Source organism: Salipiger marinus, from assembly GCF_900100085.1.
In the GTDB taxonomy this organism is placed as follows: domain Bacteria; phylum Pseudomonadota; class Alphaproteobacteria; order Rhodobacterales; family Rhodobacteraceae; genus Salipiger; species Salipiger marinus.
This window is the reverse complement of sequence record NZ_FNEJ01000008.1, coordinates 40,113-61,995: the sequence shown is the minus strand read 5'-3', so window position 1 is coordinate 61,995 and position 21,883 is coordinate 40,113. Positions and strand designations below refer to the sequence as shown.

At 68.9% G+C, this 21,883-nt stretch carries 20 protein-coding genes; 3 read left to right on the top strand and 17 right to left on the bottom strand.

Features of this window, described 5'->3' with window-relative positions:
- The 3 genes from BLR51_RS10625 to BLR51_RS10615 form a co-directional block, all read right to left on the bottom strand.
- Positions 1-1,533, bottom strand: coding sequence for an ABC transporter substrate-binding protein (locus BLR51_RS10625; protein WP_089846699.1), 1,533 nt, complete (start codon positions 1,531-1,533; stop codon positions 1-3).
- A gap of 66 nt (positions 1,534-1,599) precedes the next feature.
- Positions 1,600-3,192, bottom strand: a complete 1,593-nt coding sequence (locus tag BLR51_RS10620; protein ID WP_089846697.1) for a hydantoinase B/oxoprolinase family protein — start codon at positions 3,190-3,192, stop codon at positions 1,600-1,602.
- Positions 3,189-5,288 carry a hydantoinase/oxoprolinase family protein gene (locus BLR51_RS10615; protein ID WP_089846695.1) on the bottom strand — a complete coding sequence of 700 codons (2,100 nt, stop codon included), beginning with the start codon at positions 5,286-5,288 and terminating at the stop codon, positions 3,189-3,191. The genes BLR51_RS10620 and BLR51_RS10615 overlap by 4 nt, the downstream gene beginning before the upstream one ends.
- Positions 5,289-5,404: 116 nt before the next feature.
- Between BLR51_RS10615 and BLR51_RS10610 the strand changes: the two genes are divergently transcribed.
- The 3 genes from BLR51_RS10610 to BLR51_RS10600 all read left to right on the top strand — a co-directional run bounded on the left by BLR51_RS10610 (position 5,405) and on the right by BLR51_RS10600 (position 12,536).
- Positions 5,405-6,079 (top strand): GntR family transcriptional regulator, encoded by a 675-nt coding sequence (locus tag BLR51_RS10610; protein WP_089846694.1) that lies wholly within the window; start codon positions 5,405-5,407, stop codon positions 6,077-6,079.
- 470 nt (positions 6,080-6,549) lie between these two features.
- Entirely contained in the window at positions 6,550-8,280 is a 1,731-nt protein-coding gene (locus BLR51_RS10605; RefSeq protein ID WP_242656709.1) for an autotransporter assembly complex protein TamA, read from the top strand.
- A complete protein-coding gene (locus BLR51_RS10600; protein WP_089846689.1) occupies positions 8,277-12,536 on the top strand; it encodes a translocation/assembly module TamB domain-containing protein in 4,260 nt (1,419 codons plus the stop codon). Before BLR51_RS10605 ends, BLR51_RS10600 begins: the two co-directional genes overlap by 4 nt.
- A 42-nt stretch (positions 12,537-12,578) precedes the next feature.
- Here BLR51_RS10600 and BLR51_RS10595 read toward each other — a convergent pair whose 3' ends face one another.
- The 14 genes from BLR51_RS10595 to BLR51_RS10530 form a co-directional block, all read right to left on the bottom strand.
- The gene (locus BLR51_RS10595) at positions 12,579-13,550 is read right to left on the bottom strand and encodes a ketopantoate reductase family protein (protein ID WP_089846687.1); all 972 of its coding nucleotides are present in this window, start codon (positions 13,548-13,550) and stop codon (positions 12,579-12,581) included.
- Positions 13,547-14,179, bottom strand: coding sequence for an urease accessory protein UreG (gene ureG / locus BLR51_RS10590; RefSeq protein ID WP_089846685.1), 633 nt, complete (start codon positions 14,177-14,179; stop codon positions 13,547-13,549). The genes BLR51_RS10595 and ureG overlap by 4 nt, the downstream gene beginning before the upstream one ends.
- 10 nt (positions 14,180-14,189) lie before the next feature.
- Positions 14,190-14,816, bottom strand: coding sequence for an urease accessory protein UreF (locus tag BLR51_RS10585; protein WP_089846683.1), 627 nt, complete (start codon positions 14,814-14,816; stop codon positions 14,190-14,192).
- Positions 14,806-15,372 (bottom strand): urease accessory protein UreE, encoded by a 567-nt coding sequence (locus tag BLR51_RS10580; protein ID WP_089846681.1) that lies wholly within the window; start codon positions 15,370-15,372, stop codon positions 14,806-14,808. Before BLR51_RS10580 ends, BLR51_RS10585 begins: the two co-directional genes overlap by 11 nt.
- 130 nt (positions 15,373-15,502) lie before the next feature.
- Positions 15,503-15,727: a DUF1127 domain-containing protein gene (locus tag BLR51_RS10575; protein ID WP_089846679.1), complete on the bottom strand. Its 225-nt coding sequence runs from the start codon at positions 15,725-15,727 to the stop codon at positions 15,503-15,505.
- A 203-nt stretch (positions 15,728-15,930) separates the two neighbouring features.
- Entirely contained in the window at positions 15,931-17,679 is a 1,749-nt protein-coding gene (ureC, locus tag BLR51_RS10570; protein WP_089846677.1) for an urease subunit alpha, read from the bottom strand.
- A 30-nt stretch (positions 17,680-17,709) separates the two neighbouring features.
- A complete protein-coding gene (locus BLR51_RS10565; protein ID WP_089846675.1) occupies positions 17,710-18,084 on the bottom strand; it encodes a lysozyme inhibitor LprI family protein in 375 nt (124 codons plus the stop codon).
- Positions 18,084-18,698 carry a hypothetical protein gene (locus BLR51_RS10560; RefSeq protein ID WP_089846673.1) on the bottom strand — a complete coding sequence of 205 codons (615 nt, stop codon included), beginning with the start codon at positions 18,696-18,698 and terminating at the stop codon, positions 18,084-18,086. The genes BLR51_RS10565 and BLR51_RS10560 overlap by 1 nt, the downstream gene beginning before the upstream one ends.
- A gap of 1 nt (position 18,699) precedes the next feature.
- Positions 18,700-19,005 carry an antifreeze protein gene (locus BLR51_RS10555; RefSeq protein ID WP_131821809.1) on the bottom strand — a complete coding sequence of 102 codons (306 nt, stop codon included), beginning with the start codon at positions 19,003-19,005 and terminating at the stop codon, positions 18,700-18,702.
- A gap of 88 nt (positions 19,006-19,093) precedes the next feature.
- Positions 19,094-19,399 (bottom strand): urease subunit beta, encoded by a 306-nt coding sequence (locus BLR51_RS10550; RefSeq protein WP_089846669.1) that lies wholly within the window; start codon positions 19,397-19,399, stop codon positions 19,094-19,096.
- A gap of 57 nt (positions 19,400-19,456) precedes the next feature.
- Entirely contained in the window at positions 19,457-19,759 is a 303-nt protein-coding gene (locus BLR51_RS10545) for an urease subunit gamma (protein WP_089846667.1), read from the bottom strand.
- A 3-nt stretch (positions 19,760-19,762) separates the two neighbouring features.
- Complete coding sequence (locus tag BLR51_RS10540; RefSeq protein WP_165616802.1) at positions 19,763-20,575, bottom strand: urease accessory protein UreD; 813 nt, start codon at positions 20,573-20,575, stop codon at positions 19,763-19,765.
- Positions 20,576-20,743: 168 nt separating this feature from the next.
- The gene (gene tsaA / locus BLR51_RS10535) at positions 20,744-21,235 is read right to left on the bottom strand and encodes a tRNA (N6-threonylcarbamoyladenosine(37)-N6)-methyltransferase TrmO (RefSeq protein ID WP_089846665.1); all 492 of its coding nucleotides are present in this window, start codon (positions 21,233-21,235) and stop codon (positions 20,744-20,746) included.
- Between the two features lie 22 nt (positions 21,236-21,257).
- Positions 21,258-21,881, bottom strand: coding sequence for a 2-dehydro-3-deoxy-6-phosphogalactonate aldolase (locus BLR51_RS10530; RefSeq protein WP_089846663.1), 624 nt, complete (start codon positions 21,879-21,881; stop codon positions 21,258-21,260).
- Positions 21,882-21,883: the final 2 nt, after the last annotated feature.

Sequence of the window (21,883 nt, the reverse complement as noted above, 5' to 3'; positions counted from 1 at the left end):
TCAGCCGAAGAACGTCTCTTCCAGCGTGATGCCGGAATAGAAGGTCAGCTGGCCGGGCATGTTGGTGAAGCCCTCGACATTGGACTTCATGCCATAGCCCTGCGCGCGCCATGCAAGCCCGGCGATGGGGGCGGTGTCGATGGCCACCTGTTCCATTTCGCGGTAGATGGCGCGGCGTTCCTCGGGATCGAAGGTGGCGCGGCCCTTGGCGAAAAGCGCGCTGATCTCCGGCGTGTCGATGCCGTAGCTGCGCACGAAACTTTCGGGCAGCGAGCCGTCGAGCACATTGACCAGCCCGTCGGGGTCATTGTTGTCGGCGGTGGTGCCCATGACCGCCAGATCATAGCTGCCCTCGTTGCCCTTCTGCACCCGGCTCGACCATTCCGGCAGGTCAAGCTGCGCGTTGATGCCCACCATGGACAGATAGGCCTGACAGACCTCGGCGGTGGACTGGTGCATGCCGTATTGCGCGGTCGACAGCAGCGTGCAGTCAAACCCGTCGGGATAGCCCGCCTCGGCCAGCAGCGCCTGCGCCTTTTCGGGATCATAGGCCCATGCATCGGCGAATTCGGGATTGTAGAATTCCGACTCCTCGGCAATGGGCAGATGCGCCAGCGCGCCGCCCCGGTTGTAGAAGGCGGCGGCCACGATATCCTCGCGCTTGATGGCATGGGCCACGGCGCGGCGCACCAGCGGGTTGTCGAAGGGCGGGCGGCTGGCGTTGAAGGTCAGATACATGAAGGGACCGTCCACGCTGTCGAGTTTCAGCGCGTCACTCTCTTCCACCTGCGCCATGGCCTGCCACGGCACATATTCCGACAGATCCACATCGCCGGCTTCCAGCGCGGCGACGCGCAGGTTCTCATCGGCATAGACCGTGGCCTCGATCCCGGCGAGCTTGGGCAGGCCTTCCTTGTAATAGCCGTCAAAGGCCTTGAGGCTCAGCGACACGCCGCGTTCGGTGGACTCCAGCGTGAAGGGGCCCGCGCCGATGGTGGTGTCGCGCGGCTCTCCCTCCTTGAGGATGGGCATGTGGTAATGGGCGAACCAGCCGGGCAGCACCGCCAGCGGTTCGGCGGTGACCATGCGCACGGTGCGGTCGTCAGGGGTTTCCACGGCGGTGATCAGCGACAGCTGGCCCTGACGGAAGGCGGCGCTGTCGGGCTTGGCCACCTCGGCCACGGTCCATGCCACATCGGCGGCGGTCACCGGGCTGCCATCGTGCCATGTGGCCTCGCGCAGCTTGAACACCCATGCGCCCTCGTCATCGGCTTCCCAGCTTTCGGCCAGTTCGCCGCGCAGCGCGCCATCGGGGCCGTAGCTGACCAGCCCGCGATGCATCATGAGCTTGATGGTGCCCGCCGCCGTGCCGGTCGAGGCCCATGCGTCAAAGCTGGGCGGATAGGCGGAGAGCGCAAAGCGCAGCGTGCCGCCCTCCTGCGCATGAAGCCTGCGCGGCCCCAGAAAGGCCAGCGTGCCCGCGGCGGCGGCGGTGGAGGCCAGAAAGCCCCGGCGGTTCAGTCCATTGGTCATGTGATGTCTCCTTGCTGGGTGGGGGCTCTTGTCGGCCCTTGCGGGGGAATGGGATGCGGCGGGCGGCTATTCGGCGGCCAGCGCTGTCTCTTTTGACGGGTCCTCCTCGGCGGGGCCGTAGCCGCCGCCACCGGGGGTGATGACCTCCAGCCATTCGCCGGGGCGCAGGCTGCCATGGCCACGATGGAACGGGGCGGTGCCGGGGCTGGTGACAAAGCCGCCATGCCCGCCCGGACCGCCGCCCAAAAGGCCCCAGGACCGCGACAGGTTGCGCGAGATGTCGACGCGGACCATGCACTCTTCGGTGGCGCGATAGACCCGGCGCAGGCCCATGCCGCCGCGGAACCGCCCCGCCCCTGCCGATCCGTCCACCAGTTCGTAGCGTTCAAGGATCAGCGGATATTCCACCTCCAGCGCCTCCACCGGCAGGTTGGAGGTGTTGGTGGCATGAACATGGATGCCGTCGAGCCCGTCGGCATCGGGGCGCGCGCCGCCGCCGCCGCCGATGGTTTCCAGATAGACCCAGTAAAGCCCCTTCTGCGGGCCGCTCTGCCGCGTGCCGGAAAACAGCGCCACGGTGCAGGTGGAATTGGTGCAGGCCGAGACACGGTCAGGCACCGCCTGCGCCAGCGCGCCAAGGATCAGGTCGGCGACGCGCTGGCAGGTCTGCACCCGGCCATTGACCGCCGCCGGATGGGCGCAGCTGACGATGGATCCGTCCGGGGCGGTCACGGTGATGGGCCGCGCCAGCCCCGCATTGGGCAGCACGCTGGGATCGACCACGGATTTCACGATGTAATAGGCGGTGGCCAGCAGTGCTGTGCGCGTCATGTTGATGCCGGAGCGCACCTGCGGCGGTGCTTCGAAATCCAGCGCGATGTCCTCGCCGGTGATGGTCACAGTGACGGCCAGCGGGATGGGCTCGTCAAAATCCAGCGTGTCGAACACGTCCTCGAACCGCCAGCACCCGTCCGGCAGTGCTGCAAGCCCCGCGCGCATCTTGCGTTCGGCATAATCCAGCAGCGCCTCGCCCGAGGCCAGCACCGTGTCGACCCCGTGCCGCGCGCAGAGATCCTGAAACCGCTGCACCCCCACCCGGTTCGCCGCCATCTGCGCGCGCAGGTCGGACAAACGCTCGCGCGGCACCTGACAGTTGAGCAGGATCAGATCCTGCACGTCCTTCTGCAGCTCCCCCGCCCGATAGAGCCGGATCGGCGGGATGCGCAGCCCCTCCTGGTAGATATGGGCATGGGCGCGGTCGACAAAATCCGAATGATGCGCAAGGTTCACCGTCCATGCGGCCAGCGTGCCGTCGACAAAGATCGGCTCGGCCAGCACGATGTCGGGCAGATGGGTGCCGCCGCCGCAATAGGCGTCATTGCCCACAAACACGTCGCCGGGGCGCATGTCGGCGGGATCGTGGCTGGCCAGCACGAAGGGGATGAAATCCAGAAAGCTGCCCAGATGCACCGGGATATGTTCGGCCTGACACAGCGTCCGGCCCTCGCGGTCGAACAGCGCCGTGGAACAGTCGCGGCGTTCCTTGATGTTGGTGGAATAGGAGGCGCGCACCAGCGCCTCGCCGGTCTCCTCGACGATCGAGGACAGGGCGGCGCCGATCACCTCCACCGTGATCGGGTCAAGGGCGGGTCGGGTCATCGCGGCAGCTCCAGAATCAGGGTGTCGATCTCGTCCACCCGGGCGGTGACGCCGGGCGGGATCAGCGTGGTGGTGTCCATCTGTTCGACGATGGCAGGCCCGGCAAAGCGCATGCCCGGTGCCAGCAGGTCGCGGGCGTAAAGCTGCGTTTCGGTGAAGGCGCGGGTTTCGGGGAACCAGACCTCGCGGCTGCCGGTGATGGCGCCTGACGCGTCCTCTGCCCCTAGCGGGCGTTCGGGCAGTTCGGCCTTCTGCACCAGCCCCAGTGCCTCGGCCCGGAAGGTGACACAGAGGATGCGTTCCTCGGGGACGGCAAAGCCATACATGCGGCGGTGCGCCTCGGTGAAGCCGGCGCGCAGGGTCTCCAGCGTCGTCTCGGTCACCGGGCCCTCGGGCACCGGGATGGACAGTTCGTAATTCTGCCCCTCGTAGCGCATGTCGATGCGGCGGGTCAGGCGGCGCTGGTCGGCGGCGATGGCTTCGGCTTCGAACCAGCCATTCGCCTCGGCCTCGACCCGGGCCAGCGTCTCGGCCAGCGTGGCGCGCTCTGCGCTTTCCAGCGGGGCGAGCCGCGTGGTGGCGAAATCGGCGCGCAGGTCGGTCAGCAGCAGGCCCATGGCGCAGAGGATGCCGGGGCTGCGCGGCACGATCACGGTGGACATGCCCAGTTCCTGCGCCAGCCGCACCGCATGCAGCGGCCCCGCCCCGCCAAAGGCCATCAGCGCGTAATCGCGCGGATCATGGCCACGCTGGACCGAGATCACCCGGATCGCCTTGGCCATGTTGGCGGTGACGACGGAGATGATGCCCTGCGCCACGTCCATGGCGCCCATCTCCAGCCGGTCGGCCATCTGGCCGATGGCGGCCACCGCCAGATCGCGGTTCACCTTCATCCGGCCATTGAGCAGATGGGTGGGGTTCAGCACCTGCAGCACGATATTGGCATCGGTCACGGTGGGCTCGGTCGCGCCACGCCCGTAACAGACCGGCCCCGGATCGGCACCGGCGCTTTCGGGTCCGACCTTCAGCAGCCCGCCACTGTCGATCGACGCGATGGAGCCGCCCCCCGCCCCCACGGTGTGAATGTCGAGCATCGGCGCCTTGATCGGGTAGCCATGCACCACGCTTTCATTGGTCTGCGCGGTCTGCCCGCCCGCCATCAGCGCCACATCCGACGAGGTGCCGCCCATGTCGAAGGTGATGATGTCGGGAAAGCCCGAGCGCTGCCCGATGGCCTGCGCCGCCACCACCCCGGTGGAGGGGCCGGAGAGCACCGCGCGCACAGGGGTTTCCGCCGCCACCTCGAACCGCACCACCCCGCCATTGGACTGGGTCAGATGCGGCGCCACCGGCAGGCCCAGATCGGCAAGGCGCGGCGACAGGCGGCTGATGTAGCGGTGCATGATCGGGCCAAGATAGGCATTGACCGTGGCGGTCGACAGCCGTTCGAATTCGCGGAATTCCGGCGCGATCTCGTGGCTGGCGCACAGGAACACGCCCGGCAGTTCCTCTGCCAGAATGCGCTTGGCCGCCTGTTCATGGGCCGGATTGACGAAGGCATACAGGAAACAGACCGCCACCGCCTGCACCCCCGCCTCTGCCAGCGCACGGGCGGCGCGGCGCACCGCGTCCTCGTCCAGCGGCGTGACCACGGCGCCGTCATGGCTCAGCCGTTCGGCCACCTCGAAGCGCAGGTCACGCGGCACCAGCACCGGCGGCTTGGCGGCAAACAGATCATAAAGATCGGGGCGCTTCTGCCGCCCGATTTCCAGCAGGTCGCGGAAGCCGCCGGTGGTCAGCAGCCCGACCTTGGCGCCGCGATGGGTGATGAGCGCATTGGTGGCCACCGTGGTGCCATGGCCCAGATAGGTGATGGCGGCGGCGGGATCGTCCCCTGCCCCCGCTTCCTCGCGCATGCCTTCCTCGACACCCTGCGCGATGCCGCGCGACGGATCATCCGGGGTCGAGGAGACTTTCCACACCGCGATGCGCCCGCTCTGCTGATCGAAGAGGCAGACATCTGTGAAAGTGCCCCCCGAATCGACCCCGACCCGCCAGCGGGCCGCGCCCGTCAGATCTTGTGCGCCATCCATCATGCGACCTTCCTCCCTCTGGAGTCTACTTCGTGTATACAATAAGACCACATCACCTTTGTCGACCATTTCGTGCCAGATCCCGAAGTGTCGGCCCCAGACCGCCAAGGAGATGCGCAATGACCCGCCCTGTCGAGATCAGGGAAAGCCCCACCGCCCGCGACCGCGCCTATGACGGGATTCGCGCCGGACTGCTGCAGGGCACCTTCCCGCCCGGCAGCTTCATCGAAGAGGCGCTGGCCTGCGAAGTCACCGGCGTGTCGCGCACCCCGGTGCGCGAGGCGCTGAACCGGCTGGCGGCGGAGGGGTTTCTGGACCTGCATCCGCGCCGTGGCGCCATGGTCAAGCCGCTGACCGGCACCGAACTGCGCGACCTGCACGAGGTGCGGCTGATGGTCGAAAGCCATGCCGTGCGCCGCATCTGCCGCGAGGCGCGCCCGGTTCCCGCCCTGCTGTCGGATCTCTGCGACCAGCACGAGGCGGTGTCGGCGGACAACCTGCTGGCCTGCGTCGATCTGAACCGGCGGTTTCATCAGGCCATCGTGGCGGCGGCGGGCAATACCGTGCTGGTGCAGGTTTTCGACAACCTGCAGGCCAACCTCATGCGCATGTCGATGCTGTCGCTGCAGAGCGGGCTGGGCAAGACCGCCCGGATCGAGGCCGAACATCGCGGTCTGGTCGCGGCGCTGCAGACGCATGACGAGGCGGCGGCGCTGGCGCTTCTGGACCGGCACCTGCAGCCGCTGCCGCAGCTCTTTCGCGGCCTGCCCGGACAGGGACCGGTTCCGGGCTGAGGCGGGCTGCGGCGTGGAACGCATGGTGGCGGTCTCCGGCTTCGGGGCGCGGGGCCCGGAGCGGCCCCGCCTGCCGCGCCATCGGACACCCCCGCCGCCGCCCGCGTCCAATCCAAAACTTTTGTGACAGAGAAGAAATTTCTTATCTTGCGCCGCCCTCCGCCCGGAGACCTGCGGAATTTATGTATCCATTACAGAGCCTTGATCCGCCGCAGGCCCCGCCAGCCCCGGCGCGCGGCCCCGCACGACGCCCGCCGCCATAGCCCCGTCGCCCACGCTTCTGCCCGCAGCGCGGCAGGTCAGCCGCGACCTTCCGCCCACAGTCGGGACCACGTGCCTTGTCAGAGCTTTCTTGCGCGTCACCTCTGGTCTAAGGTCGCGTCATGCACCTGCGAAAGGACAGACCATTGCCCGTCAGGCACAGATCCCTTGCCCTTGCTGTTGCCCTCGGCCTTGCGGGTGCCCCCGCCGTGGCTTTTGAGGCTCTCAATTTCTCCACTCCCGGTCTGGCCGAGGATCTGCGCGGTCAGATCAAGAGTTTTTCGGCGCTCACCGCCGCCAAGGAAGACGACCGCACCTCGGGGCAGGATATCCTTGCCGCCGCGCTGTCGGATTATGGCATCGTGATCGAGACGCTTTATGCCAACGGCTATTACGCGCCGGTGGTGTCGATCCGGCTGGACGGGCGCGAGGCGTCGGAGATTCCGCTGCTCTCCACCCCCGCCACGGTCGACCGGGTGGATGTGACGATCAATTCCGGCCCGCGCTATCAGTTCGGCACGGCGCGGCTGCAGCCGCTGGCGCCCCGCACCGACCTGCCCGCCGATTTCCGCAGTGGCGAACGCGCCAAATCCACCACCATCACCGACGCCGCGCAGGCGGGCATCGACGGCTGGCGCAATCTGGGCTTTGCCAAGGCCGATCTGGTGCGCGAAAATGTCGTGGCGGTGCATCCCGAAAGGCGGGTGGATGTGGATCTGGGCATCGATACCGGCCCGCGCCTGCGCTTCGGACGGCTGAACACCGATGGCGACAGCTATGTGCGCTCTGCCGCGCAGCGCCGCATCGCGGGCCTGCCCGAGGGCGAGATGTTCGACCCCGAGGATGTCGACCGCAGCGTCGACCGGCTGACCCGCACCGGCGCCTTTGCCACCGTGACCCTGCGCGAGGCGGAGGTGCCGAACCCCGACGGCACGCTGGACATGGAGCTGGAGGTCACCGACGCCAAGCCCCGCCGCTTCGGCTTTGGCGCCGAACTAAGCTCGCTTGAAGGCGTGACGCTCAGCACCTTCTGGCTGCACCGCAACCTGCTGGGCGGGGCCGAACGGTTCCGCGTCGATGCCGAAGTGTCCGACATTTCCAACAATACCAACGGGATCGACGCCCGGCTGGGCGCGCGGCTGGACGTGCCCGGCGCCATCGGACCCGAGACGGACGCCTTCTTCCGCGGCGAGATCGCGATGGAGCAGGAGCCCGCCTATGATTCCGACAGCGTCGAACTGGGCGCGGGGCTCAGCCGCCGGATCAGCGACACGCTGAGCGCGGAAATCGGGCTGGGCTATCTTTACGCCGAAACCGAGGATGATCTGGGCAAGCGCAGCTTCTCTCTGGTGACGCTGCCGCTGTCGCTGACATGGAACACCCGCGACAGTGACCTTGATCCGCGCAATGGCTGGTATGTGAACGCCGAGGCGACGCCGTTTCTGGACACCGATGGCGATGGCAACGGCGCCCGGCTTTATGCCGATCTGCGCGGCTATTACGCGCTGGGGGAACGCGAGCGCACGGTGCTGGCCGGGCGGCTGCAGATTGGCTCGGTCATCGGCCCCGAGATCGAAGACACCCCGCCGGATTTCCTGTTCTTCTCCGGGGGGGCCGGATCGGTGCGCGGCCAGCCCTATCAGTCGCTGGACGTGAACCTGCGCGACGGCGTCGATGTGGGCGGGCGCAGCTTTGTCGGCCTGTCGGGCGAAATCCGTCAGGACATCGGCGAAAGCCTTGGCCTCGTGGCGTTCGCCGATGCGGGCTATGTCGGCGAGGACAGCATGCCCGATGACGAGGGCAACTGGCATTCCGGCGCGGGGGTCGGGGTGCGCTACAAGACCGGGCTTGGCCCGCTGCGCCTTGATGTGGCCTCCCCGGTGGGGGGCGATACCGGCAAAGGCGTGCAGATCTACCTTGGTATAGGACAGTCCTTTTGAAACGTTTCCTGCTTCTGCTTCTCCTGCCGCTGCTTCTGCTGACGGCGCCGCCCGCCACTGCTCAGGACGAGGAGGGCGGCGGTTTTCTGGAACGGCTGATCGAGGATTCGCTGTCCGGCGAAGGGTTTCAGGTCAGCATCACCGGCTTTCAGGGCGCGCTGAGTTCGCAGGCCTCGCTGGAACGGCTGACCATCGCGGACCAGACCGGGGTCTGGCTGACGCTGGAAAATGCCGTGCTCGACTGGCAGCGCAGCGCCCTGCTGCGCGGACGGCTGGAGGTCAACGAGCTTTCCGCCGAGCGGCTGGTGATCGATCGGCTGCCGCAGGGCGAAGCCACCCCGCCCTCGCCCGAGGCGCGGGGCTTTTCGCTGCCTGACCTGCCGGTGTCGGTGAATATCGGCAGGCTGGCCATCGAACGCGCCGAACTGGGCGCGCCGATCCTTGGCGAGGCGGTGGCGCTGAGCCTTGAGGGGTCCGCGCAGCTTGCGGGCGGCGAAGGCACGGTGGATCTGGCGGTGGAACGGCTGGACGGCACGCCGGGATCGCTGAGGCTGGCAGGGAGCTACGCCAATGGCAGCCGCCAGCTGTCGCTGGATGTGGCGCTGGAGGAAGGCGAAGGCGGGCTGATCAGCCGTCTGGCCGGTCTGCCGGGAGCCCCCGCACTGGCGCTGACGCTGCAGGGCGAAGGCGTCATCGACGATTTTGCCGCCGATCTGCAGCTGGCCACCGACGGCGAGGACCGCTTTGGCGGCACGATCACCCTGCAGGGCAGCGAGGAGAACGGCCACCGCTTTGCCGCCGATCTGACCGGCGACCTGCGCCCGCTGCTGCCGCCCGGACAGACCGAGCTGCTGGGGGCGACGCAAAGCCTGCAGGTGCAGGGGCTGCGCGGGGCTGACGGGCGGCTGTCGCTCGACGTGCTGGAACTGGACACCGCGCAGGTCCGGCTATCGGGTCAGGCGCGCATCGCCGCCGATGGCTGGCCGGAACTGCTGCAGCTGGACGGGCAGATCGCGGCGCAGGATGGCAGCCCGGTGCAGCTGGTGACCGAGGCGGGTGACACGCGGCTGGACCGCGCCACGCTGACGCTGGACTTTGACGCCGCCCAAGGCGACGCGCTGGTGCTCGACGTGATCGCCGAAGGGCTGGACCGCCCTGACCTGACGCTGGAGCGCGCGGCGCTGACCGGGCGCGGCAGCATCATGCGCACCGAGGGCACCAGCAGCCCCGGCGGCGTGACGCTGGATCTGGATCTGGATGTCAGCGGGCTCGATTTTGCCGACGAGAACCTTGCCGGTGCTGCGGGCGATGCGCTGGCGGGCAGCCTTGCCATCGACTGGCAGGCGGGAGAGCCGCTGTATCTGCGCGATCTCGATCTGACCGGCGCCGGGCTGGCGCTGCGCGGCGATGTCACCGTATCGGGGATCGAGGGCGACACGCTGACCGTCACCCCCGACCTGCAGCTTGATGCAGCCAATATCTCGCGATTTTCCGGCCTTGCCGGGCGCGATCTGGCGGGCGCCGTGGACGTGGCGCTGTCGGGCGACCTGCAGCCCTTGGCGGGCGGGTTTGATCTGACCGCCGACGGCACCGCGCAGGATCTGGCCGTGGGCATCCCGCAGCTTGACGGGCTGATGCGCGGCGCCATCACCCTGCGCGCCGCCGTGGCGCGGGACGAAACCGGCACCGTGCTGCGCGAGCTGGTCATTGACGGGCAGTCGGTGCAGCTGACCGCCGAGGCCACGCTGCAGACCGATGCCAGCACCGGGCGCTTCGACATCACGCTGGCCGATCTGGCGCAGGTGCAGGAGGGGCTCAGCGGCCCCGCCACCCTGCGCGGCACGCTGGAGGAAACCGCCGCGCGCTATGCGATCGATTTCACCGCCACCGGCCCCGGCGGGTCCGAGGCGGCGGGCCTTCTGACCGCAGGCAAGACCGAGGCGGGCAGCATCACCGAACTGGGCTTTGACGGCACCGCCTCGGCGGAGCGGCTGGCGGCCTTTGCGCCGCTGGCGGGCCGCGACATCGCGGGCGCCGCACGTTTTGACGGGCAGGCGCGCTATACGCTCGACGGTGGCGCGCTGCTGGCCGAGGGGCGGCTTGATACCGAAGATCTGGCCGTTGGCATCGAGGCGGTGGACCGCATCATCGGCGGCACCGGCCTTGCGCTGGTCGATCTGGACCGCAATGCCGAGGGGCTGCTGACCCTGCGCCGGGCCGAAATCAGCACCCAAGGGCTGGAAGCGACCGCGACGGGCAGCTTTGGCGCGCCGGGCAGCACGCTGGAGTTCAGCGCGACCGTGGCCGATGTGGGGCTTGATGCCCCTGCCCGGCTGTCGGGCACGCTGGCAGAGGCGGAAACCCAGTACCGGCTGGATTTCGACGGTGAAGGCCCGGGGGCGGCGAATGCGCAGGGGCTGGTGACGGTGGAAAAGCTGTCCGATGGCAGTCTGGGCCGCGTCGCTTTTGACGGTGCGGCAGGCGTGGACCGGCTTGCCGCCTATCGCCCGCTGACCGGCCAGCCGCTGGCGGGCGGCGTCAGCTTTGACGGGCAGGCCAGCTACAACATCCCCGATGGCAGTCTTTCGGCGCAGGGCAACCTGACCACCCGCGACCTTGCCGCAGGCATCGCCGCCGTCGACCGGCTGATCGGCGGCAGTGGTCGGGCCGTGGTGGATGTGACCCGCGACGCGCAAGGCATGCTGAGCATCCGCCAGCTGGAGGTGCAGACCCCCGAACTCACCGCCAGCGCCAGCGGCAGTCTGGGGGCGGCGGGCACCGCCATCACCTATGACGTGGCGCTGCGCGATCTGGGACTGTTCGTGCCGCAACTTCCGGGCCGCACCACGGCGCAGGGGCAGCTGTCCTCGCAAGGCAGCGGCCCATGGCAGGTGTCGGGCGACCTGACCGCCCCCGGCGGCACGCAGGCCCGCGTCAGCGGCAGCGTGGCGCAGAGCTTTGGCAGCGCCGATCTGGGCATCACCGGGCAGGTGCCGCTGGCCCTCGCCAACCGCCTGCTGGAACCGAACCTGATCGACGGTCTGGCGCGGCTTGATCTGCGGCTGAACGGGCCGCTGGCCCTATCCTCGCTGTCAGGCACGGTCACGGTCAACGGCGGCAGCGTGGTGCTGCCCGGTCCCGCGCTCAGCCTGACCGGCGTCGATGTCACCGCCAATCTGGGCGGCGGGCAGGTGCGGCTTGACGCGGGCGGCGCGCTGTCCAGCGGCGGCCGGGTCAGCGCCAGCGGCACCATCGGCATGACCGCGCCCTATACCGCAGATCTGGCGGTGGCGCTGGACAGCCTCGTGCTGCAGGACCGCAGGCTCTATCAGGCGCAGGCCGGCGGTCGGCTGACCGTCACCGGCCCGCTGCTGACCGGGCCGCGCGTGGCGGGGGTGGTCGACATCGAACAGGCCGAAATCCGCATCCCCGAAACCGGGCTTGGGCCGGGTAGCCGCAGCTTCGTGCTGACCCATATTCAGGAACCCGCTGCGGCGCGCGAAACCCGCGCCCGGGCCGGGCTGCTGGAACAGGCGCGGGCGCGCAGCGGTCCGGCCTATGTGCTGCCGCTCGACATCACGATCCGCGCGCCCTCGCGCATCTTCATCCGCGGGCGCGGGCTGGATGCCGAACTGGGCGGGCAGCTGCGGCTGTCGGGCACCTCGGCGAATATCGTGCCGGAGGGGCGGTTCGACCTGATCCGCGGGCGGCTCGACATCCTTGGCCAGCGGCTGACGCTTGACCGTGCGGGGCTGAGCCTGACCGGGGATTTCGTGCCGACGCTGGACGTGGCCGCCACCTCGGAACGGGAGGGCACCACCATCACCGTCACCATCACCGGCGAGGCGACCTCGCCCGAGGTGGACTTCTCCTCCGATCCGCCCCGCCCCGAGGAAGAGGTGCTGGCGCTGCTGCTGTTCGGGCAGGACGTGCAGAACATCTCGGCCTTTCAGGCGCTGCGGCTTGCCTCTGCGGTCAATACGCTGGCCGGGCGCGGGGGGTCGGGCATCGTCGACAACCTGCGCATGGGCTTCGGGCTGGACGATCTGGACGTGACCACCGACGAGGACGGCAATGCCGGCCTGCGGCTGGGGAAATACATCTCTGACAATGTCTATACGGATGTGGAGGTGGATTCAGGCGGCGACAGTTCGGTCAACCTGAACATCCAGATCAGCCCCAGCGTGAAAGCCCGTGGCAGCGTCACCTCGGACGGCGATACCGGCGTGGGCGTGTTCTTCGAGCGGGATTACTGACCGACGGCCCCCTCCCCAATGGGGAGGGGGCGCGGCGCGGGGTCAGAGACCCAGCGCCTTGGCGATGTCTGCCTTCGACACCGCGCCGGGGGCCGCACCTTCGCGCACCAGCCGCGCGGCAAGGTCGGTGAACCAAGCATTGGCCGGGGTCGGCACGCCGTGAAGCCGCCCCAGCAGCGCAATCTCGCCATTGAGGTAATCGGTTTCCACCGACCCCGCCCCGCGCGCAAGGCTCTGCGCGGTGGAACTGCCCACGCGGGTGACGCCGGGCACTTCGGAGATCTTCATCTTGCCGACGCGGCGCTTTGCGTCGCGGTCCGCCGGATCAACGGCGATCCCCGCCGCCGCCATCACCGCCTCGCCCTCGGCCTTGAGCTTGGCCAGAATCTCCTCGGTGCCCTCGTCCGATCCAAGGGCGGCGCCCACGATATTGCCAAGGTTCACCAGCAGCTTGCGATACTTGCTGGCCATCACGTCGCCGCGCACCTCTGACGGCAGGCCCGCCTGCGTCAGCGCCTCGGCCAGCGCCACATCGGCCTCATCGGTGCCGCCCGGGAAGCGGCCGATGTCCAGCAGGCCGGTGCAGGGCGCGCCATAGGCCACCACCTCGCCCGCCGAGACGAAATCGGCGGGCAGGATCAGCGTGACGCCATGCACATTGGGGAAATAGCGCAGCGCCAGCCGTTCATTGGCAACGCCGTTCTGCAGGCAGAACAGCGGCTGGTCGGTCATCCCCGCCTCGCGCAGCTGCAGCAGCGCCGCTTCGGTGTGCTGGGTCTTGACGCAAAGCAGGATCACGTCATCCGGGCGCAGCCCCGCCTCCTGCGGGCTGGCGGCCACCGGGAAGTGGGCGTGCTGGCTGCCCATGGGCGTGCGCAGGGTCAGCCCGCCCTCGCGCAGGATTTCCAGCTGGCGCCCGCGCGCGATGCCCAGAACCTCCTTTCCGGCATTGGACAGCAGCGTGGCCACGGTGCCGCCAATGGCACCCACTCCAAGAATGACAAAACGGCTCATGCGGCTTCCTCCGACAGGGGCAGCCCGCCGATGCGGGCCAGCAGGTCAATGATCTGGTCGAGCCCCTGCCCGTGGCGCAGGGCGGTGAACACGAAAGGCTTGCCCGCGCGCATCCGCGTGGCGTCACGCTCCATCACCTCCAGCGAGGCGCCGACATAGGGCGCAAGGTCGGTCTTGTTGATGACCAGAATGTCGGATTTGGTGATGGCGGGACCGCCCTTGCGGGGGATTTCCTCGCCCGCGGCCACGTCGATCACATAGATCGTCACATCCGCCAGTTCCGGGCTGAAGGTGGCGGAAAGGTTGTCGCCTCCGGATTCGATCAGGATCAGGTCCAGATCGGGAAACTGCGCGTTAAGCTCGGCAATCGCGGCAAGGTTGATCGAGGCATCTTCGCGGATCGCGGTATGCGGGCAGCCGCCGGTTTCCACGCCCCGGATGCGGTCCAGCGGCAGAACCTGCTGGCGCATCAGCGCCTCGGCATCCTCGCGGGTGTAGATGTCATTGGTGATGACCGCCATGGACAGCCGGTCGCGCAGGGCACGGGCAAGGGCTGCGGTCAGGGTGGTCTTGCCCGCGCCCACCGGGCCGCCAAGCCCCACGCGCAGGGGTCCGTTCGGGGATGTCATGCTGCCTCCGTCATGATCTGAAGATGCGGGAATAGAGCGCCTCGTGGCGCTGGCTGGCAATATCGGCCAGCGGAGAAAACGTGCCGATCCGGGTCAGATCCGCCGCCAGCGCGCGCCGCGCCAGATCCGAACAGAGCGGCGCCAGCGCCCGGATCACCGCCTGCCCCTCTGTCTGGCCCAGCGGCACCAGACGCATGCCCGCCGCCGCCAGATTGGCGGCAAGAGCGTGCAGGTAAAGCCGCAGCGTATCCTCCAGCGGCAGGTCCAGCGCTGCCACCACCTGCCCCACCACAACCGGATAGGGCGCGGGTGCCAGTTCGATCTGCCAGAGCGCGGAGACGGCCTTGGCAAAGGCTTCGCCCTGCTTGCCCGTTTCCAGCCGCCGTTCGGCGGAGGGGGCGAGTGCGATGGCCAGATCCGCCACATCCTCCCCCCGTGCGGCGGCGACCAGCAGCAGGGCATCGGACCAGCCCGCGCCCTGTTCCAGCACCACCTCCAGCCAGTCCTGCAGCTGTGCGGCGCTGGTCACCTGCCCTTCCTGCACCAGCGTTTCCAGCCCGTGCGAATAGGCGAAGCTGCCCACCGGAAAGGCCGGTGAAAACAGCTGATGCAGCACCAGCAGCGCGTCAGTGGTCATGCGGATGGTCGTGACCGTGGCTGTGCCCGTGGTCCTGTCCATGGGAATGGCTGTGCGCATGGGCATGGGCATGGGCCTGCACCGGCGCGGGCCCGTGGCTGTGGGAATGGTCATGACCATGGGTGCGGCCATGGCCATAGGCGCCGCCCTCGGGCGTGAAGGGCTCGGTCACCTCGGTCACCTCGGCGCCGATCCGGGCCAGCATGTCGCGGATGACGTGGTCGCGCTGGATCAGCAGCCGCGCCGCTTCGATCTGGCAGGGCGTATGACGGTTGCCCACATGCCATGCCAGCCGCGGCAGATCGGCGCCCGACACGGCCAGCAGCGGCTCTGCCGCCGCCAGCACCCGCACGGCGCGGCCATCGCCCAGCAGGAAGGCATCGTCCTGATCCAGACTTTCGGTATGGGCCAGATCCACCAGAAACGCCTCGCCGCTATCGGCGGTCAGCACCTTGCGGCGCAGGAAACGGTCTTCGTAAGACAGCGTCACGGTCAGCGTGGCGTCTGCGGCATGGCCCTTGCGGGCGATGGCATGGCAGGTGGGAAGCTGGGTCATAAGAACTCCGGTGCGATGACGGCAGGGTGGGACATCGGGCCGGACATGGCAAGGCCACGCTCCGGGGTCAACCGGACCGTGGCCTTGAAAACGCCTGAGGCGCAGCGCGCGAAAGCGCCGGACCGATGGCTTAGAGGTAGAACACGTCGCGGAACACGTGACGCACGATGTCTTCGCGCTTCAGCCCGCGTGCGGCCAGCTGTTCGTCCGACAGGCGCTGCAGCGCTTCGACACGGCGCAGGCGCGGATTTGCTTCGCCGATTGCGACCAGCGCATTGCCGATGGCCGAGAAGAAACGGCCAAAAGCCGAGCCGGAGGTGGTGTGGTCGCTTGCACTGGCGGTCAGAAATGCCATGGGAAACCTTCCTTTGTGTTATCAGGTCCCCTCCCTTGACACCTAGGTAAGCCATGCTGCCGTGATCCACAAATGCTGCATCTGCATAACGATCTTTCCACCGGCGCAACGCTTGCAAAATCAACGGCTTTGTGCCCGCGGTTGGAAGCGGGGCCAGACGGCACGCGGCGCAGGCGCGCCCCGGGCCCGGCCCCGCCGCCCGGTCAGAACAGGAAATAGCGCTGCGCCATGGGCAGCACGCGGGCCGGTTCGCAGGTCAGAAGCTCGCCATCCGCCCGCACCTCATAGGTTTCGGGGTTCACCTCGATCCGGGGCAGCGCGTCGTTAAGCTTCAGGTCGCGCTTGCCGATGCCGCGGGTGTTCTTGACCGCGAGGGTCTGCTTGGCCAGCCCCAGCTTGTCGCGCAGCCCGTCGGCCTGCGCCGCCTCCGACACGAAGGTGACGGCGGAATGTTCCACCGACCGGCCATAGGCGCCCCACATCGGCCGGGAATAGACCGGCTGCGGCGTGGGGATGGAGGCATTGGGATCACCCATCTGCGCGCAGACGATGGTGCCGCCCATCATCACCATTTCCGGCTTCACCCCGAAAAAGGCGGGCGACCACAGCACCAGATCGGCGCGCTTGCCCTCTTCGATGCTGCCGATATGCTGGCTGACGCCATGGGCGATGGCCGGGTTGATGGTGTATTTGGCGATGTAGCGGCGGACGCGGAAATTGTCGTTGTCGCCGGTCTCGTCCGCCAGCGCGCCGCGCTGTTTCTTCATCTTGTCGGCGGTCTGCCATGTGCGGATGATGACCTCGCCCACCCGGCCCATGGCCTGACTGTCGGAGGCGATGATGGAAAACGCCCCCATGTCATGCAGGATGTCCTCGGCGGCGATGGTCTCGCGGCGGATGCGGCTTTCGGCAAAGGCCACGTCTTCGGGGATGGACTTGTCCAGATGGTGACAGACCATGAGCATGTCCAGATGCTCTTCCAGCGTGTTGACCGTGTAGGGCCGCGTCGGGTTGGTCGAGGAGGGCAGCACGAACTCCTCGCCGCAGATGCGGATGATGTCGGGAGCATGGCCGCCGCCCGCGCCTTCGGTGTGGAAGGCGTGGATGGTGCGCCCCTTCATCGCGGCGACGGTGTTTTCCACAAAGCCGCTTTCGTTCAGCGTGTCGGTGTGGATCATCACCTGCACGTCCCAGTCATCGGCCACCGACAGGCAGTTGTCGATGGTGCCGGGGGTGGTGCCCCAGTCCTCGTGCAGCTTCAGCGAACAGGCGCCGCCCTTGATCTGTTCGATCAGCGCGCCGGGCAGCGCCGCATTGCCCTTGCCCGCAAAGGCGAGGTTCATCGGAAAGGCGTCGGCGGCCTGCAGCATCCGGCCCAGATGCCACGGCCCCGGCGTGCAGGTGGTGGCGAGCGTGCCATGGGCGGGGCCGGTGCCGCCGCCAAGCATGGTGGTCAGCCCGGAATGCAGCGCATCCTCGATCTGCTGCGGGCAGATGTAATGGATATGGCTGTCCATGCCGCCCGCCGTCAGGATGCGGCCCTCGCCCGCGATCACCTCGGTGCCGGGGCCGACCACGATGTCGACGCCGGGCTGGGTGTCGGGGTTGCCCGCCTTGCCGATCTTGTGGATGCGCCCGTCGCGCAGCCCGACATCGGCCTTGTAGATGCCGGTCCAGTCCACGATCAGCGCATTGGTGATGACCGTGTCCACCGCCCCTTCGGCGCGGGTGGCCTGCGACTGGCCCATGCCGTCGCGGATCACCTTGCCGCCGCCGAACTTCACCTCCTCGCCATAGACCGGGCCGGGCGCGCCCATGCCCTGCCCCGCGCGCGCGGCGGTCAGGTCACGCTCCACCTCGATGATGAGGTCGGTATCGGCCAGCCGCACCCGGTCGCCGGTGGTGGGGCCATACATGGCGGCGTAATCGCGGCGGGAAATCGTGGCGGGCATGGTCGGTCGGTCCCCTGAAATAAGGTCTGGTCAGTTCGGCAGCAGCGCGCGCAGATCTTCGGTGCGCCGCTGGGTGAGTTTGGTCAGGCAGGTGACCGTGGCGATGCCCTGCATCGAGCCACCTTCATACATCGCGCCTTCGGCGTCGCAGGCGGCATCGCGGAACGGGATCCACAGCCGCTGCGCGTCGCGGATGCCTGTCATGCGTTCGGGGCTGACCCGGCTCTGCAGCACGGCATAAACGCGGTTCAGTTCGGCATCCGCACCGTCAAGAGCGACACGCGCGCAGGTGCCCATCTCGACGGTGGTGGTGGCATCGGAACAGGCGGCACGGGCCTGCGGGGCCAGCGCCAGCAGGACAAGCCCTGCCAGCGCCGCCGTGAGGGGTCGGGAGGAGAACGCCATCAGGAGCCGGACCCGCCGTCGCCCTTGGGGGCGGGCTGTGCCTTGGGGCGCGGGCTGCGCGGTTTCGGCGCGGCCCCAGCCGCGCGTGGGCTGCGGGCGCGGACCGGCTTGGCAGGGGCGGCGTCTGTCTTGGCCGCGCTCGGCGCCGGAGCCGCCTCTGTCTTCGCAGGCGCAGGTTTGGCCTCCGCCTTGGCGGGGGCCGGCTTGGCCTCGGCCTTGGCGGGGGCCGCCGCCTCTGCCTTGGGTGTGCTCGGCGCAGGCGCCGCTGCGGGCTTGGCGGGCGCGGGCGCCGCCTTGACGGGCTCAGGCTTGGGCGCGGGCTTGGGTGTCTCCGCCTTGGGTGTCTCTGCGGCGGGCTTGGGCGCTGCGGGCTTCGCCACGGCTTCGGCGGCGGCAGCCACGGTCGGCTTGGCGCGCGGGGTCAGGGCCACCGGGCCGCAGATGCCCATCGACGCCGCAGGCACGGCGGATAGCGCCGAGGCGGGCAGGCTCATGAACAGGCGCTGCTGGCGCAGCCCCATCTCCATCACGACCTGCGCAAGGCGCATCTGCTGGCGGTATGCCTCTCCGCCCATGCGGATGAAGGCGGCACTCATGGTCAGGGCCGGGAACATGTCATTTCCTCCTGCTGCCGGTAAGACGCTTGCGGTTCGCCCGCGCCTTGCGCGCGAGCGGGCGGGTGAAGGCGCTGTTGGACGTGTTCCAGTCCCCGCCGGACATCAGCGCCTTCTGCCAGGCGAAAAACGCCTGCGCAAAGGCGGGGGGCTTTTCGGACATCATGCGCGACGCCTCGCCCGCGGGCAGGGTGTGCAGCCCTGCCAGCCCGCTGAGCCGCAGCGCCATGACGGTCTGCACGTCCCAGAGCATCATCGCGTTTTCCATGCCCATCTGCCACAGGCGGAATGGCGACAGGGGGGTCATGACGCGGACCGCGCGGCGGGCTGGCACCGGACCGGAGCCTTGGGACAAAAAGACGGCATTGGACGCATTCTCCTGTGCGGGCCACGCCCTAGAGCGGGCCCATGATCTGCTGGTTGAAGCCATAGACGCGCCGCGCCCCCACAAGGGGAATCAGCTGAACCTCGCGGCGCTGGCCCGGTTCGAACCGCACGGCGGTGCCCGCCGCGATGTCGAGCCGAAGCCCGCGCGCGGCGTCACGGTCAAAATCTAGCGCAGGATTGGTTTCCGCAAAGTGATAATGCGAGCCGACCTGCACCGGGCGGTCGCCGGTATTGGCCACCATCAGCGTCACGGGCTCGCGGCCCTCGTTCAGCCGCAGCTCGCCCGCGGCGGGAAACACCTCTCCGGGGATCATGTCCGGTTCTCCACGGGGGCGGGCGTCAGGGGGGCGGAAATCATCGGCAGGGCTCCTTCAGCGGATCGGGTTGTGCACGGTCACCAGCTTCGTGCCGTCGGGAAAGGTCGCTTCGACCTGCACGTCATGGATCATCTCGGGCACGCCCTCCATGCACTGGTCGGCGCGGATCACCTGCGCGCCCGCCTCCATCATCTCGGCGACGGAGCGGCCATCGCGCGCGCCTTCGACCACCGCATCGGTGATCAGCGCCACCGCTTCGGGATAGTTCAGCTTCACCCCACGGGCGAGGCGTTTGCGGGCCACTTCGGCGGCCATGGCGACAAGAAGCTTGTCCTTTTCGCGGGGGGTCAGTTGCATGTGTCAGATCATCCAGGGTCGTGGAAGGTCTGCGCCGCTCAGACGGCGCAGGATGGGGCAAAGGTGGCGGCGCAGCTCGAACCCGTCAATGGCCAGCATGCGGATCACCACAAGCTCGGGCGTCAGGGCGGACACTCCGGCGCGTTCGGGCAGGATTCCGCGCAAGGCCTCCACCTGTGTGGCGGCACCGGGGGCGGCCAGCACGATTGTGGCCATGGCTTCGGCGCCGTCTGCCACGGCGGGATGGGCAAGGCGCGCGGCGGCATCGCCGCCGAGCGCCAGCCGGTCGGCCCAGATCAGGCGCCCGTCGCGGCGGATGTCGATGCGGTCGGTATAGCGCAGGTCGCGCACCCGTTCGCCCATGGCGTGACGGCCAAAGATCAGCGGCTCGCAGAGCAGGAGGCGGGCATCCCCGGCCATGTCGACCGACAGCGCGCGGTCCAGCGCCGCGCCGTCGAAAAAGATCGTCTCCTGCGGCAGCCAGTCCAGCCGCGCGCCCGCGCCAAGACGCAGGCGGGTGTCGACCACCCCGGGCTGCCCCGGCAGCGCGCGGTAGATGCGTTCGGCGGCCTGCGTGGTCAGCACCAGATGCGCCTCCGGCAGCGCCTCGGCCTCCAGCGCGAACTGGTCGCCCCCCGTCACCCCGCCCGAGGTGTTGAGCAAGACCGCCTGCAGCGCGGCCTCGGCCCGGGGGAACAGCAGCTTGGTGCTGCCCGACATGTGCAGATCGCCGATGACGCTGCGCCCAGCCCGCGCCCGCGCCGACAGCCGCCCCCTGCCCCGCGCACGCTGTGCGGCGGAAGGCGGAGAGGTCATCAGGGGCGGGTCATAGGGAATGGCGGCGTCCTCCGGCTGCGGGCCGCGGATAGGCCCTGCCCTGCGGCAGAGGCAAGGCTGCGGGCCCCTGTGCCGCGTGAGCGGAGGGCGTCTGCGCATGTTTCAGGCAGATTTTGCGGAAATGCCCGAAATGAGGGCGCTTTGCGATCACGCCTCCCCGGCAGTCGCGCGCCCGGCAGCATGGGGGCAGTGCAGCGGCTTGAGGTCGATCAGCGGCGTGCCCGACAGGCAGTCGAGCCCGCGCACCACCAGCACCGGACCGTCACGGTGCAGCAGCCGCACGGTGGACAGGCCGATCGGGTTGGGCCGCACCGGCGAGCGCAGCGCGAAGGTGCCGCGCGCCGCGCTGGCATGGCGCGGGCGCTGGGTCAGCAGGTCGCGCCGCGCCTCGTGCAGCCAGTAAAAGACCTGCAGGCGCTCCACCTCCTCCAGCCCGGCGAGCGCGGGCAGCCAGACCGGATCGAGACGGATCAGGCAGTCCGGCCCATGGTCAGGATCGCCCTGACGCGGGCAGTCGGCGCGGGTGGCGAAGGGCGTCTCGATCCGGCCGATGAAGCGCAGCTGCGCATCCCCGGCGGGGGGCAGCGCCACGGCGGTTTCGCCGGGGCGTGGACCGGAGGGATCGGCGGGATCGGTCATGGCGGCGCCCTTTCCGGCGGTCCTAGCGGGCGCTGTCGCGTGCGGCCACCGCCGCGTCATAGGCTGCGACCACGTCGCGCGCCCGCGCCGCCAGATCCTCCAGCGACCGGCCCGGCTTGTAAAGCCAGCTGCCGATGCCGAAGCCGGTGACACCCGCCGCGATCCAGTCGGCCATGTTGTCCGCCTCGACCCCGCCCACGGCGTAGGTGCGGGTGCCCTGCGGCAGCACCGCCTTCATCGCCGCCAGATTGGCGGGGCCCAGCAGCGAGGCGGGGAAGAATTTCAGCCCGTCCGCCCCGGCGCGCAGCGCGGTGAAAGCCTCGGTCGGGGTCAGCACGCCGGGATAGCTGTCCATGCCCGCCGCCTTGGTGGCCATGATGACGCGCTGGTTGGTGTCGGGCGACACCACCATGCGCGCGCCGATGTCGCGCAGGCGCAGCACCTGTTCCGGGGCAAGCACGGTGCCCGCGCCGATCTCTGCCGCGCTGCCATAGGCCGCGACCATGGCGGCGATGCTGTCATAGGGATCGGGAGAATTGAGCGGCACCTCGATCCGGGTCAGCCCGGCCTCGATCAGCGTCTCGGTCACGGCGGGAGCTTCGGCGGGGGTCAGGCCGCGCAGAATGGCGATCAGCTCGCGGGTCATGG